Source organism: Streptomyces venezuelae ATCC 10712 (assembly GCF_008639165.1).
Classification (GTDB): Bacteria; Actinomycetota; Actinomycetes; order Streptomycetales; family Streptomycetaceae; genus Streptomyces; species Streptomyces venezuelae.
In genome coordinates this window covers 3,441,656-3,455,083 of the sequence record NZ_CP029197.1, presented here as the reverse complement: position 1 = coordinate 3,455,083, position 13,428 = coordinate 3,441,656, and the positions used below count along the sequence as shown (strand labels likewise).

Below are 13,428 nucleotides of genomic sequence, written 5' to 3'. Positions count from 1 at the left end.
GGCGTGTTTCTTCAAGACCGGGGTGGGCAGGCTCTCCTAGCGTCGCTCCCATGACGAACGAGTCCCCGCCCCGCATCGGTGACATGCTCCGCAGCGCCGCCGCGCAGGCCACGCCCCTGGTCAGGGGCACCGCCGACGCGTCCCTCACCGCGCCCACGCCCTGCGCCGAGTACGACGTGCGCGCCCTGCTGAACCACCTCTTCGGCGTCGTCCTGAACTTCCAGGCCCTCGCCGCCAAGCAGCCCGCCGACCTCTCCTACACGGCCGACCGGCTCGCCGACCCCGACTGGCGGGACCGGTTCGAGGCCGAGACCGGGAAGCTGGTCGAGGCGTGGTCGGCGCCGGGTGCCGAGGAGGGCACCACCGGCGGGATGGGGCTGCCCGCGCGCACCGTCGGCTCCATGGTGCTGCTCGACCTCACGGTGCACGCCTGGGACCTGGCCCGTGCCACCGGGCGGAGCTTCGCACCCGACCCGGCGGTCGTCGCCGGGCTCGCCGACGAGGTGGAGCGGATGGCCCCCATGGCCCGGCAGATGGGTGTCTTCGGTGCCGTCGTCGACCTGCCCGAGGACGCCGACGCCGATGCCTTCGCGCGGCTGCTCGCGACGACGGGCCGCGACCCGCGCGCCTGGCGGGCCTGAGGCGCCCACTGCTCAGCGCTCCCGGCCGAGGCGGTGGCCCGCCCCTCAGCGCAGTCGGCCCGGCGAGCCCTGGGAGAGTCGCGACACGACCTGGCCGAAGGCGTGCTCCTCCGCGGGTGTCAGGGGCACCGACTCCTGCGGGTGCCACACCCGCTCCAGCGGGGCGTGCGCCCGCTCGCGGCGGGTCCGGGCGCGCAGGCCGAGCGACAGCCACACCACGGTCGACACGGCGAGCAGGCCGAAGAGCGTGAGGACACGGGGGTCGGAGAACTGGCCGGGCAAGGACATGGCTCACTCCAGAGCGTGAGGGCCGGCCGTACGCGGCGCGCCCCGGCAGGTGGCGCGCGGGCACGACGGCACCGACGATTCCTACTGCTTCCTCCCGACCTGTTCAGTTAACACCACCCTGGGGGACTTTCGGCAGGGGGGTCCGGGACCTTGGTCCCGGACCGGTTCGTTCCGGTGGCCGGCCGTGGCTCCAGGCCCTCTTGTGCGGGCCGGGCAACCCCTCCAAGGTGGCGGAAGAGGCACATTCCGGCCGGGGAGGGAGCAGCCGTATGTCCGGGACGCAGGCATGGGGATTCACGGACGACAGGGGTACGGAGCTGGGGGCGGCCCGCGTGCCGCGTCGGGTCGTCGCGTACGTACGGGCCGGGGCGGCCCTCTGCGACCTGGGGGTGACGCCGGTCGCGGTGTACGGCTCCGGGCACGACGGCGCGGTCCTCGACCCGGCGAAGGAGGGCGGCCTGCGCGCGGCCGGGGTGACGTACCTCGGGCCCGGCCGGGGGCCGGTCGAGGACCGGCTGCGGGAGCTGCGGCCGGACGTGATCGTGGACGTGACCTACGACGGGAAGAGCCCCTACGCGCTCGACGAGGCCGTCGCCGAGCGGCTCGGTGTCCCGCTCGTCGCGCTCTCCGTCGGCAACGAGCTCACCCTGCCGGCGATCCTCGACCGCTTCGCCGCGCTGGCGACGAGCCTGGGCGCGACGCCGGGCGAGCCGTCCGCCCCCTCGGCCGCCGGGGGTTCCCCGGCCGGCCTCCGGGCCGCCGAGGACGCGCTCCGGGAGGTCGCCGCGCGGACCCGGCTCGGGGTCCTCGCCCTCTCCGGGGCCGGTCCCGACCAGGTGCACCTGGCCAGGCCGCTCGCCTGGCCCGAACTGGCGCGGCTCGCCGAGCTCGGCGTCCGGCTCGTCGACCCGGGCCCCGGGCCGGGAGCCAACTGGCTCACCGGCGACTGGGGCCGTGCCGCCGAGCTCCGCCCCGACCTGGTCCTCTTCGACAGCCGGGCGCACGCCACGGTGCCGGACGGGGCGGCCCTGTCCGGCGTCCGGTTCACCCCCTGGAACCCGGAGACCTCGCCGAGCCCGGCCGCCTACGCGGCCTTCTTCCGCACCCTGACCGCGGCCCTCGCCGACTGAACGGGGTCGCCGGCGGTCAGGCCGGGGTCGCCGTGAGGCGGGTGTGGCGGAGGGATTCGGCGAATTCCTCCGCGCGGGAGAGCTGGGCGCGCAGTTCGGCGACCCGTTCCGCCGCGGCCCGCTCGTACCCCTGGACGCGGGCCACCAGCGTGGCCCGCTCGTCCGGTTCGAGCTCGGTCTCGGTGCCCGCGCGCTCGGCGGCCAGCCGGTCGACGGCCGTGAGGAGTTCGCGCGTCTCGTCGAGGGTGAAGCCGAGCGGCTTCATGCGGCGGACCACCATCAGCCGGGAGACGTCCGCGTCGGTGTAGAGCGGGAAGCCGCCCGGCGAGGCCGCCGACGGCACGACCAGGCCGTTGTCCTCGTACTGCCGGATCGTGCGCAGGGACAGTTCGGTCCGTGCGGCGACCTCGGCGATCTGCATGGGCTCGCCGGCCATCCGTACTCCTCGTGCTCCTCGTGCTCCGCTCACGCGGCAGGTCCTTCCTCGTACGGGGGCTCCCGCAAGGCGTACGGAGCTCCCACCGGGCGCGGCTTCCGCGCATTACATACCATTCGTCCTAACTTCAGCACTTATGAGAGCTGGAAGTGCGGCGAAACGCCTGCTCGTAGGTCGTCCGTTGGACAGCGGCCGGCTGGGGGAGACCCTGCTGCCGAAGCGGGTCGCCCTGCCGATCTTCTGCAGCGACCCGCTCTCCTCGGTCGCGTACGCCACCGAGGAGATCCTGCTGATCCTGGCCCTGGGCGGGCTCGCCGTACTCCATCTGGCCTGGTACGCGGCGGTCGGCATCGTGATCCTGCTCCTGGTCGTCGTCGCCTCCTACCGGCAGACCTGCTACGCCTACCCGGGCGGCGGCGGAGCCTATGTCGTCTCCGCCGAGAACCTCGGGCAGCCCGCCGCGCTCACCGCCGCCTCCGCGCTGCTCATCGACTACGTGATGACCGTCGCCGTCTCCGTCGTCTCCGGGGTCGCCGCCATCACCTCGGCCGTCCCCTCGCTCGACGGGCACGCCGTCGCCATGTCGGTGTTCTTCGTCGCCGTGCTCGCCTGGATGAACCTGCGCGGGGTACGCGAGTCGGGACGCTGGTTCGCCGTCCCCACCTACGCCTTCATCGCCGTCATCTACCTGATGTTCGCGGTGGCCGCGGTCCGGATGGCGACCGGGGCGACGATCCGCGCCGAGTCCGCCGAGCTGCCCGTCCACGCGGTCTCCACCTACTCGGGGATCGCGCTCGTGTTCCTCGCGCTGCGCGCCTTCGCCTCCGGCTGCACCGCGCTCACCGGTGTCGAGGCCGTCAGCAACGGCGTGCCCGCGTTCGCCAAGCCGAAGAGCCGCAACGCCGCCATGACGCTCGCGATCATGGGCGGGCTCTCGGTGACCATGTTCTTCGGGATCACCGTGCTCGCCATGGTCTACGAGGTCCACGTCGCCGAGGACCCCACCGAACTCGGACTCGCCCCCGGAACCCCGATGTCCACCGCGCTCGCGCAGATCGGACGGGCCACCTTCGGCGACTGGCACATCCTCTTCTACGTGCTCCAGGCCGTCACCGCGGGCGTCCTCATCCTGGCCGCCAACACCGCCTTCAACGGCTTCCCCATGCTCGCCTCCGTCCTCGGCCGCGACCGGTACGCGCCCCGCCAGCTCTTCCACCGCGGCGACCGGCTCGTCTACTCCAACGGCATCGTCCTCCTCGCCCTCGCCGCGATCGTCCTGATCGTCGCCTTCGACGCGCAGCTGACCCGCCTCATCCAGCTGTACATCCTCGGCGTCTTCGTCTCCTTCACCCTTTCCCAGGCCGGCATGGTCAAGCACTGGCGGCGAGAACTCGCCACGCCCGCCGGGGCGGCCGACCGCCACAACATCCACCGCCGGCTCGCGATCAACGCCTTCGGCGCCTGCCTCACGGCGGTCGTCCTCGTCATCGTCCTCATCACCAAGTTCACCCACGGCGCCTGGCTCGTCGTCATCGCGATGCCGGTGCTCTACGCCGGGATGAAGGGGGTCCGGCGGCACTACGACGCCGTCGCCGCCGAGGTCGCCGTCGGCCCGGGTGAACGGCCCCAGGCCCTCGCCGGGAACCACGTCCTCGTCCTGGTCGCCTCGGTCAACGCGCCCAGCCTCCGGGCCCTGTCCTACGCGAAGACGCTGCGCCCCGCCTCGCTCACGGCCGTCACCGTCGCCGAGGACCCGGCGGAGGCGGAGGTGCTCCGCGCGAGCTGGGAGGCCCACGGCATCGACGTACCGCTGCGGGTGCTCAGCTCCCCGTACCGCTCGATCGTCCAGCCGGTCCTGCGGCACGTCAGGGAGGTGCCCGAGCGCACGGAGGGCGCGGTGATCTCGGTGGTCATCCCCGAGTACGTGGTGGGCCACTGGTGGGAGCAGCCGCTGCACAACCAGAGCGCGCTGCGGCTGAAGACCCGGCTGCTGTTCATGAAGAACGTCGTCGTCATCGACGTGCCCTACCGGCTCGCCTCGGCCCGCGAACTCGCGGCCGAGCGCGCGAAGGCGGCGCGGGCGGCGCAGGACGCCGAGAAGCAGGCCTGAGCGCCTGCCCGACGGCCCCGACGCCCGGAACGTCCCTGCCCGGCACCGCCCGACCCGGCCTGAGCGCCCCGCCCAGCCCCGCCCCCGTCAGACGCTCAGGGCCACACCAGGCAGTACGGCTGGTGGCCCGCCTCGTGGAGGCGTACCGAGAAGTCCTGCCACTCGTGCAGCAGCTGGTAGACGTCGAAGGCGTCACGCGGGCCGCCGCGGTCCGGGACCGTGGACCAGATGAAGGCCGCCGCGCCGACCGACTCCTCGCCGATCCCGCGCAGCGGGTCGACGACGGTCATCGGCAGCTTGACCACCGCGTAGTCCGGGTGCAGCACCACGAGCTCCAGCGGGGGCACCTTGTTCAGGGGCATGCCCTGGATGCCGGTCAGGACCATGGCGGCTATGGTCTCCGGCTTGATCTTGGTGAACATCCCGCCCATGCCGAGCTCATCCCCGCCGAGCTCTTCGGGCCGCATCGAGATCGGGACGCGGGCCGCCGTGGCGCCGTCGGGCGCGCCGAAGTACTTGTACGTCACCCCCAACCGGCCACTCCCGCCTCCGGTGACCGGTTCCCCGGCAGGGTCCGAGGCCCCCGGAGCGCCTTGAGTGCCCGGCGATCCCGAGGTCGGGTCCTCGCTCCGCCGGCGCCGGTGCCTGCCCCGGCGGGCAGACTCCGGACCCAGGTCGCCCGTCCCCTCGCCCGGTCCGCCACCGCGATGCATATCTCCACCCGACTGCTTTTTCTCGGCAACACGACCCCGCCGCGCGACCCGATCATCGTGTCAGTGACCTCCCCCGCGTTCGTACGGTGAAACACCTGTCCGCAAGAACGCCGTGGCCTCTGACACCATGGATTCCGTGAGCCATCCCTATGACGCCCCAGTTTCGCAGACGCGGAGGGCGAGCGCCCCGGCGTAATACCCCGGATGTTCACACCCCTCCTCCGTTCCCGATGTCGTGCCCGAAGTCGTTCTCGCAGGTCAGGATCACAGTGCCGTATTCATACGAAGCCCCAGTCTCACAGACGCTTTTCGACCGCGCTTCCCTCGTGACGCCCGGCGGCGTGAACTCACCGGTGCGTGCCTTCCGGGCCGTGGGCGGAACGCCCCGGTTCATGGTGTCCGGTTCCGGTCCCTACCTCACCGACGCCGACGGTCGTGAGTACGTCGACCTGGTCTGCTCGTGGGGGCCGATGATTCTCGGCCACGCGCACCCCGAGGTCACCGCCGCCGTGCAGGACGCCGTGGCCCGCGGCACCTCCTTCGGCACGCCCGGCGAGGGCGAGGTCGCGCTCGCCGAGGAGATCGTGGCGCGCGTCGAGCCGGTCGAGCAGGTGCGTCTTGTCTCCTCCGGCACCGAGGCGACGATGTCCGCGATCCGGCTCGCCCGCGGGTTCACCGGGCGGGCGAAGGTCGTCAAGTTCGCGGGCTGCTACCACGGCCACGTGGACGCGCTGCTCGCCGCGGCCGGTTCCGGTGTCGCCACCCTTGGCCTGCCCGACACGCCCGGCGTGACCGGCGCGCAGGCCGGCGACACGATCGTGCTGCCCTACAACGACCTGGCGGCCGTCCGGGCCGCGTTCGCGGCGCACCCGGGCGAGATCGCCTGTGTCATCACCGAGGCCTCGCCCGGCAACATGGGCGTCGTCCCGCCGGTCGAGGGCTTCAACCAGGGCCTCGCGGACCTGTGCCGGGAGAACGGCGCGCTGTACATCTCCGACGAGGTGATGACCGGATTCCGCACCTCGAAGGCCGGCTGGTACGGCGTCGACGGCGTCAAGGCCGACCTGCTGACCTTCGGCAAGGTCATGGGCGGCGGCTTCCCGGCCGCGGCGTTCGGCGGCCGCGCCGACGTCATGGGGCACCTCGCCCCGGCCGGCCCGGTCTACCAGGCGGGCACCCTCTCCGGTAACCCGATCGCGACCGCCGCCGGGCTCGCGCAGCTGCGGCTGCTCGACGACGCGGCGTACGCCAGGGTGAACGCGGTCTCGGCGGAGATCCAGGGCCTGGTCACGGGCGCGCTGGCCAAGGAGGGCGTGGCGCACCGGCTGCAGACCGCGTCCAACATGTTCTCGGTCTTCTTCACCGCCGACGAGGTGCGGAACTACGACGAGGCGAAGCAGCAGGAGGCCTTCCGCTTCAACGCCTTCTTCCACTCGATGCTGGCCGACGGCGTGTACCTGCCGCCGTCGGCGTTCGAGTCCTGGTTCGTGTCGGCCTCGCACGACGAGCGGGCGATCGAGCGGATCGCCGCGGCTCTTCCGGCCGCCGCCCGCGCCGCCGCGGAGGCGACGGCATGAGCGACACGACCAGCCCCCAGGGCGGCCAGGACATCACCGTCGTCCATCTGATGCGGCACGGCGAGGTGCACAACCCGGACGGCGTGCTGTACGGGCGCCGCGCCGGCTACCACCTCTCGGAGCTCGGCCGGCAGATGGCGGACCGGGTCGCCGAGCACCTGGCCGACCGGGACGTCACGTACGTCGTCGCCTCCCCGCTGGAGCGGGCGCAGGAGACGGCGACGCCGGTCGCCAAGTCCCACGGCCTGGACCTGGCGACCGACGAGCGGCTCATCGAGGCGGCGAACGTCTTCGAGGGCAAGACCTTCGGCGTGGGTGACGGGGCGCTGCGCAAGCCGGCGAACTGGAAGCACCTGACCAACCCGTTCCAGCCGTCCTGGGGCGAGCCGTACGTCGAGCAGGTCGTCCGCATGATGGGCGCGCTCGACGCGGCGAAGGACGCGGCCCGGGGTCACGAGGCGGTCCTGGTCAGCCACCAGCTGCCGATCTGGATCGTCCGCAGCTTCGTCGAGAAGCGCCGGCTCTGGCACGACCCGCGGCGGCGCCAGTGCACGCTGGCCTCGCTGACCTCGTTCACGTACCGGGGCGACAAGATCGTCTCGGTCGGCTACAGCGAGCCGGCCCGTGACCTCGTCCCGGCGCATCTGCTCGCCGGCGCGAAGCCGGTCAAGGGCAAGTCAAAGGCGTTCGGGGCGTAGTCGACGGGGCTCGGGGCGTCGTCGACGGCGCTCGGCGGGTGCGGTCGGCCACGCTCGGCGGGTGTCTCCCGCGGGGCCGTGTGTAGTCCTTCGGTGAAGGGTTACGGCCCCGCTGGACAGCGCGGGAGTCCAAGGTCCACAGTTCAGGGCGGTCGGATGGTGTTCATGCCAACCGACCGCCCTTAAATTTTTGTGCGATTTTCCGGAACCTACGTGTTCCTCCCGGCATCTCACTCATTGTCGGTTTGGATGACGTTTCGGTCATACGTCAGCGCGAATGGGGATGTCATGCGCGGGATCAGTGGAATCAGTCGAAGGGGGCTGCTCGGCGCGGGTGTTGGTGCCGCGGCGGCGATGGGAATCGCGGCATGCAGCAGTAACAATCAGGACAAGCCGGGACGTTCTGGACCGGGTAAGGGGGGCGACACCTCGGCGAACCCGGGTACCGCCACCCCGACGAAGGACGACGCCAAGCTCATCGGTGACGGTTCCACCGCGGACACCGGCAAGCAGCCGCACCAGCCCGACGCCCCCACCCCGCTCGAACCCGGCCAGACCCCTCCCCAGTTCGTCGTCTTCTCATGGGACGGCGCCGGCGAGGTCGGCAACGGCCTCTTCCCCCGCTTCCTCGAACTCGCCAAGAACCACGACGCGGCGATGACCTTCTTCCTCTCCGGGATCTACCTCCTCCCCGAATCGAAGAAGAACCTCTACCGCCCGCCGAACAACCGCGTCGGCGCCTCCGACATCGGCTACCTCACCGACGGCCACATCAAGGACACCCTGAAGTACGTCCGGCAGGCCTGGCTCGAAGGCCACGAGATCGGCACCCACTTCAACGGCCACTTCTGCGGCGGCTCCGGCTCCGTCGGCAACTGGACCCCGGCCCAGTGGCAGAGCGAGATCGACCAGGCCATGAAGTTCGTCACCGAGTGGAAGACGAACAGCGGCTGGACCGACCTCGACCCGCTGCCCTTCGACTACTCCAAGGAGCTCGTCGGCGGCCGCACCCCCTGCCTCCTCGGCCAGGACAACCTGCTCCCCACCGCCAAGCGCCTCAACTGGCGCTACGACGCCAGCTCGCCCGGCGGCCGGCAGATGTGGCCCACCAAGCGCCAGGGCATCTGGGACCTGCCGCTCCAGGCCGTGCCCTTCCCCGGGCACTCCTTCGAGGTCCTGTCCATGGACTACAACATGCTCGCCAACCAGTCGAAGAACACGACCAAGGGCATGCCCTCGCGCTACCCGGGGTGGCGCAAGCAGGCCACCGACGCGCTGCTCGGCGGCTTCACGCGCGCGTACGAGTCGAATCGCGCGCCGTTCTTCATCGGCAACCACTTCGAGCAGTGGAACGGCGGCATCTACATGGACGCCGTCGAGGAGGCGCTCAAGGGAATGGCCGGAAAGAAGGACGTCCGGCTCGTCTCCTTCAAGCAGTTCGTGGACTGGCTCGACGTCCAGGACCCGAAGATCCTCCAGAAGCTGCGGAGCCTGGAAGTGGGACGGAAGCCCGCGGGCGGCTGGAACGCTTTCCTCCGGCCCGCGTCGGGCGCTTCGACGTCCGCTTCCACGCCTCCCGCTTAGGCGATCTTGACAAGGGGCTTTACGGGCACGTAGGGGGGTGCCCAAGATCCCCCAAACGCCCATGCGAAACTTTTCACATGAGCCTTGACCGTGCCCCTCGACGCACCCTGCTCGCCGTCGGAGTGCTGTCCGCCGCCCTCGCGCTCTCGGCCTGCGGCGGCGACAGCAACGGCAAGTCCGGCGGCGGTGGCAACACCAACTTCGTCACCAACACCGGCGGCATCTCCACCGCCCCGCAGGGCAAGCGCGCGGCCACCGGCGAACTCGCCGGCGAGACGCTCGACGGCAAGCAGCTCGACGTCGCCGACCTCAAGGGCAAGGTCGTCGTCCTCAACGTCTGGGGCTCCTGGTGCTCGCCCTGCCGGGCCGAGGCCCCGCACTTCGCGAAGGTCGCCAAGGACCTCAAGGGCAAGGGCGTCGAGTTCGTCGGACTCAACACCCGCGACCCCAACAAGCAGCCCGCGATCGCCTTCGAGGAGGACTACGGGGTCGAGTACCCCAGCCTCTACGACCCGCAGGGCAGGCTCATCCTCTTCGGCTTCCCCAAGGGCACGCTCTCCCCGCAGTCCATCCCCTCCACCGTCGTCCTCGACAAGGAGGGCAGGATCGCGGCCCGCTCCCTCATGGCGCTCAACGAGGAGAAGCTCCGGTCGATGATCGAGCCCCTCCTCAAGGAGAAGTGAGCCGGTGAACGAGACGGTCACCAGCGGAGCCCTGCTGCTCGCCCTGCCCCTCGCGGTCCTCGGCGGCCTGGTCTCCTTCTTCTCGCCGTGCGTCCTGCCGCTCGTCCCCGGCTACCTCAGCTACGTCACCGGGGTCACCGGCACCGACCTCGCGGAGAGCCGTCGCGGCCGGATGACCGCGGGGGCCGTCCTCTTCGTCCTCGGATTCACCGCCGTGTTCGTCTCCGGCGGCGCGCTCTTCGGCTACTTCGGGTCGACCCTCCAGGAGTACCGCGGGACGCTCACCACGATCCTCGGCGTGCTCATGATCCTCATGGGCGTGTTCTTCCTCGGCCTGATGCCCTGGTTCACCCAGCGCGAGTTCCGCTTCCACAAGAAGCCCGTCGCCGGACTGGTCGGCGCGCCGCTGCTCGGCGCGCTCTTCGGCATCGGCTGGACGCCGTGCATCGGCCCGACCCTCGCCTCGGTCAACGCGCTCGCCCTGGAGCAGGCCAGCGCGGGCCGCGGGGCGATACTCGCCTTCGCGTACTGCCTCGGGCTCGGCGTGCCGTTCGTGCTCGCCGCGATCGCGTTCCGCAAGGCGCTCGGCGCGTTCGGGTGGGTCAAGAAGCACTATGTGTGGGTGATGCGGATCGGCGGCGGCATGATGCTCGTCACCGGTGTCCTGCTCCTCACGGGCGCGTGGGACAGCATGGTCGCCACGATGCAGGGCTGGTCCAGCGGTTTCACGGTGGGGATCTGAGTTCCATGAGCAAGACCGACACGACGGAGCAGCAGGACAACCTCGGTGAGGCCGGGGCCCAGCTCTCCACCGCCCCCGTCGAGGAGCGCGCCTCCGTCATCGGCGGCCCCACCCTCGGCGTCGTCGGCTGGGTCCGCTGGTTCTGGCGGCAGCTGACCTCCATGCGGGTCGCCCTGATCCTGCTCTTCATGCTCTCCCTGGGCGCCGTGCCCGGCTCCCTGATCCCGCAGACCAGCGCGGACGAGCTCAAGGTGCAGGCCTTCAAGGACGCCCACAAGACGCTCACGCCGCTGTACGAGAAGCTCCAGTTCTTCGACGTCTACAGCTCGGTGTGGTTCTCCGCGATCTACATCCTGCTGTTCGTCTCCCTCATCGGCTGCATCGTCCCCCGCAGCTGGCAGTTCGTCGGCCAGCTCCGCAGCCGCCCGCCGGGCGCCCCCAAGCGCCTCGACCGGCTCCCCGCGTACACCACCTGGCGCACCGAGGCCGAGCCCGAGCAGGTCCGCGAGGCCGCGCTCACCCTCCTCAAGGGCCGCCGCTTCCGCGCCCTCACGGCGGGCGACGCCGTCGCGGCCGAGAAGGGCTACCTCCGCGAGGCCGGGAACCTGGCCTTCCACGTCGCCCTGATCGTGATGCTCGTCGCCTTCGCCTGGGGCCAGCTCTTCAAGTCCGAGGGCGGCAAGCTGATCGTCGAGGGCGACGGCTTCTCCAACACGCTCACCCAGTACGACGACTTCAAGTCCGGCTCCCAGTTCGGCATCGACGAGCTGGAGCCGTTCAGCTTCAAGCTGGACTCCTTCAACGGCACGTACGAGAAGAACGGCCCGCAGCGCGGCACCCCCCGCACCTTCGAGGCGGCCGTCTCCTACTCCCAGGGCGGTACGGACAAGAAGGCCGTCATCCGGGTCAACGAGCCCCTCGAGGTCGGCGACTCCAAGGTCTACCTGATCGCCCACGGCTACGCGCCCGTCGTCACCGTCAAGGACGGCCGCGGCAAGACCGTCTTCCACGGCGCCGTGCCGCTGCTGCCCATCGACAACAACATCACGTCCACCGGCGCGATCAAGGTCATGGACGGCTACCGCGACAAGAACGGGAAGAAGGAGCAGCTGGGCTTCCAGGCCTTCTTCGTACCGACCTTCGCGGGCGCGGGCGCCGGCACGATGTTCTCCCAGTTCCCGGCGCTCGACTTCCCCGTCATGGCGCTCACCGGCTTCCACGGCGACCTGCGGGTCAACTCGGGGCTGCCGCAGAACGTGTACCAGCTGGACAAGTCCAAGATGAAGCAGTTCATGGACGCGTCCGGCAACAAGCTCGCCCAGCGCATGCTGCCCGGCGAGACCATGACGCTCCCCGACGGCGCCGGCTCGATCACCTTCGAGAAGGACGTCAAGGAGTGGGCGAGCTTCCAGATCTCGCAGCAGCCCGGCAACGGTCTCGCCCTCGCGGGTGCGATCGCCGCGATCGCCGGTCTGACCGGCTCGCTCTTCATCCAGCGGCGCCGGATCTGGGTCCGGGCCGTGCGGGGCGAGGACGGCGTGACCGTCGTCGAGATGGCGGGCCTGGGCCGGAGCGAGTCCGCGAAGCTCCCCGAGGAGCTCGGTGACCTGGCGGTCGCGCTCACGGCGGACGCGCCGCCGGCACCGGACGCCGCACCCGTACCCCCAGCAGAAGACCCTGCCCCTTCTGGAGAGGCCGACAAGTGATCCTCGCCGCCACGACCAACGAGAGCCTGGCGCGGATGAGCGACCTGCTCATCTACTCCTCGATGGCCGTCTACACCCTCGCCTTCTTCGCCCACATCGCCGAGTGGGTGCTGGGCAGCCGCAGCAAGGTCGGCCGCACCGCCGCCGCCCTCACCGCGCGCACCGGGGCCGCCACGTCCGCCGTGACCGTCCAGGTCAAGCAGGCGGCCGGGGGCACCGCCGTGCTGGAGAAGCCGAAGGTCGTGACCCGTTCCGCGGCCGGCACCCGGGACGTGCCGGACGGCCCCGGCGCCGCCGGCGGCACCGTCAAGGGCGACCTGTACGGCCGTATCGCCGTCTCGCTCACCGTCCTCGCCTTCGTGGTCGAGGCCTCGGGCGTGGTCACCCGGGCGCTCTCCGTGCAGCGGGCCCCCTGGGGCAACATGTACGAGTTCTCCACCACCTTCTCGACGGTGGCGGTCGGCGCGTACCTCGGCTTCCTCGTCGCGAAGAAGAACGTGCGCTGGCTCGGCCTTCCGCTGGTCACCACCGTCCTGCTCGACCTGGGCATGGCCACCACCTGGCTGAAGACCCCCAGTGACCAGCTGGTCCCCGCGCTCGACTCGTACTGGCTGTGGATCCACGTCTCCACCGCGATCTTCTGCGGTGCGGTCTTCTACCTGGGCGCCACCGCCACCCTGCTGTACCTCTTCCGCGACTCGTACGAGAACAAGCTCGCGACCGGCGGCAACCCGGGTGCCTTCGCCCGCTCCGTGATGGAGCGGCTGCCCTCGGCCGCCTCGCTCGACAAGTTCTCCTACCGCGTCAACGCGGCGATCTTCCCGCTCTGGACCTTCACGATCATCGCGGGCGCGATCTGGGCCGGCGACGCGTGGGGCCGCTACTGGGGCTGGGACGCCAAGGAGGTCTGGTCCTTCATCACCTGGGTCGGTTACGCCGCGTACCTGCACGCACGCGCGACCGCCGGGTGGAAGGGGCGGAAGGCCGCGTACATCGCGCTCATCGCCTTCGGCTGCTTCCTGTTCAACTACTACGGCGTGAACATCTTCGTCAGCAGCAAGCACTCGTACGCGGGCGTCTGAGCCGGCACGGCTGGCACCGGGCCTGCCCCGGGGTGACG

The 13,428-nt window shown here is 70.9% G+C and carries 13 protein-coding genes; 10 read left to right on the top strand and 3 right to left on the bottom strand.

The features are described from left to right. Window positions 1-50 precede the first annotated feature (50 nt). Window positions 51-641 carry a TIGR03086 family metal-binding protein gene (locus DEJ43_RS15690; protein WP_015034354.1) on the top strand — a complete coding sequence of 197 codons (591 nt, stop codon included), beginning with the start codon at window positions 51-53 and terminating at the stop codon, window positions 639-641. Between the two features lie 45 nt (window positions 642-686). Here DEJ43_RS15690 and DEJ43_RS15685 read toward each other — a convergent pair whose 3' ends face one another. Then, window positions 687-929, bottom strand: a complete 243-nt coding sequence (locus DEJ43_RS15685; RefSeq protein ID WP_015034353.1) for a hypothetical protein — start codon at window positions 927-929, stop codon at window positions 687-689. A gap of 269 nt (window positions 930-1,198) precedes the next feature. Here DEJ43_RS15685 and DEJ43_RS15680 point away from each other — a divergent pair, with 269 nt between their 5' ends. Beyond that, window positions 1,199-2,059, top strand: coding sequence for a substrate-binding domain-containing protein (locus DEJ43_RS15680; RefSeq protein WP_015034352.1), 861 nt, complete (start codon window positions 1,199-1,201; stop codon window positions 2,057-2,059). Between the two features lie 16 nt (window positions 2,060-2,075). Here the strand turns inward: DEJ43_RS15680 and DEJ43_RS15675 are convergent, their stop codons facing one another. After that, the gene (locus DEJ43_RS15675) at window positions 2,076-2,495 is read right to left on the bottom strand and encodes a MerR family transcriptional regulator (protein WP_015034351.1); all 420 of its coding nucleotides are present in this window, start codon (window positions 2,493-2,495) and stop codon (window positions 2,076-2,078) included. Between the two features lie 136 nt (window positions 2,496-2,631). On the opposite strand from DEJ43_RS15675, the gene DEJ43_RS15670 reads away from it, so the two are divergent. Continuing rightward, window positions 2,632-4,605: an APC family permease gene (locus DEJ43_RS15670; RefSeq protein WP_041662523.1), complete on the top strand. Its 1,974-nt coding sequence runs from the start codon at window positions 2,632-2,634 to the stop codon at window positions 4,603-4,605. 95 nt (window positions 4,606-4,700) lie between these two features. Here the strand turns inward: DEJ43_RS15670 and DEJ43_RS15665 are convergent, their stop codons facing one another. Next, window positions 4,701-5,318 carry a hypothetical protein gene (locus DEJ43_RS15665; RefSeq protein ID WP_078508670.1) on the bottom strand — a complete coding sequence of 206 codons (618 nt, stop codon included), beginning with the start codon at window positions 5,316-5,318 and terminating at the stop codon, window positions 4,701-4,703. 230 nt (window positions 5,319-5,548) lie between these two features. On the opposite strand from DEJ43_RS15665, the gene hemL reads away from it, so the two are divergent. The 7 genes from hemL to ccsB all read left to right on the top strand — a co-directional run bounded on the left by hemL (window position 5,549) and on the right by ccsB (window position 13,390). Beyond that, window positions 5,549-6,895, top strand: coding sequence for a glutamate-1-semialdehyde 2,1-aminomutase (gene hemL, locus DEJ43_RS15660; RefSeq protein ID WP_106433719.1), 1,347 nt, complete (start codon window positions 5,549-5,551; stop codon window positions 6,893-6,895). Continuing rightward, a complete protein-coding gene (locus tag DEJ43_RS15655) occupies window positions 6,892-7,593 on the top strand; it encodes a histidine phosphatase family protein (RefSeq protein ID WP_015034347.1) in 702 nt (233 codons plus the stop codon). Before hemL ends, DEJ43_RS15655 begins: the two co-directional genes overlap by 4 nt. Window positions 7,594-7,890: 297 nt before the next feature. Continuing rightward, window positions 7,891-9,177: a polysaccharide deacetylase family protein gene (locus DEJ43_RS15650; RefSeq protein ID WP_086024691.1), complete on the top strand. Its 1,287-nt coding sequence runs from the start codon at window positions 7,891-7,893 to the stop codon at window positions 9,175-9,177. Between the two features lie 77 nt (window positions 9,178-9,254). Beyond that, window positions 9,255-9,860, top strand: coding sequence for a TlpA family protein disulfide reductase (locus DEJ43_RS15645; RefSeq protein WP_015034345.1), 606 nt, complete (start codon window positions 9,255-9,257; stop codon window positions 9,858-9,860). Between the two features lie 4 nt (window positions 9,861-9,864). Beyond that, window positions 9,865-10,602, top strand: coding sequence for a cytochrome c biogenesis CcdA family protein (locus tag DEJ43_RS15640; protein ID WP_015034344.1), 738 nt, complete (start codon window positions 9,865-9,867; stop codon window positions 10,600-10,602). A gap of 5 nt (window positions 10,603-10,607) precedes the next feature. Next, window positions 10,608-12,308: a cytochrome c biogenesis protein ResB gene (resB, locus tag DEJ43_RS15635; protein WP_015034343.1), complete on the top strand. Its 1,701-nt coding sequence runs from the start codon at window positions 10,608-10,610 to the stop codon at window positions 12,306-12,308. After that, window positions 12,305-13,390 (top strand): c-type cytochrome biogenesis protein CcsB, encoded by a 1,086-nt coding sequence (gene ccsB / locus DEJ43_RS15630; protein WP_015034342.1) that lies wholly within the window; start codon window positions 12,305-12,307, stop codon window positions 13,388-13,390. Before resB ends, ccsB begins: the two co-directional genes overlap by 4 nt. Window positions 13,391-13,428: the final 38 nt, after the last annotated feature.